This is a genomic window from Citrobacter sp. VF227, assembly GCF_052950715.1.
The window spans coordinates 1-454 of record NZ_JBRFVF010000471.1; the positions used below are offsets into that span (position 1 = coordinate 1).

The following is a 454-nucleotide window of genomic DNA, read 5'->3' on the forward strand; positions in this document are numbered from 1 at the left end:
GTGTAGTGTGCTGTCGGCCGTACCGGGATCGGTTCTTTAACCGGATCGACACCCACATAGGTTTTCGCCACTTCGCAGATGAACGGTAAACGTTCGCGCAGGTTTTTCTCGCCGAGGTGACGCAGGTCGAGGTTAACAACATCGCCACGCGGAGTGGAAATAGTGTTGCCTTTGCGCCATTCGTGCCAGAAAGCCGGAGAAACTTTGTCGCGCGGACCGAGTTCCATATATTTGTTTTTCGGCTCGCCCAGCGGAGTTTCTGGGCCCAGCCCGTAGTGTTGCAGATAACGGTAGCCGTTTTTGTTGACCAGAATACCGCCTTGACCGCGGCCGCCTTCAGTCATCAGGATAACGGAGCCTGGCAGACCGGTCGGGTGATACTGAACGAATTCCATATCACGCAGTGGAAGGCCATGGCTAAGTGCCATGACCATACCGTCGCCGGTTACGATGG

General features: G+C 55.5%; 1 protein-coding gene. It reads right to left on the reverse strand.

Going from position 1 to position 454, the window contains the following annotated elements:
- On the reverse strand, window positions 1-454 hold a 454-nt coding region (locus ACU8YC_RS27380; protein ID WP_446896311.1), incomplete at both ends, for an FAD-binding protein.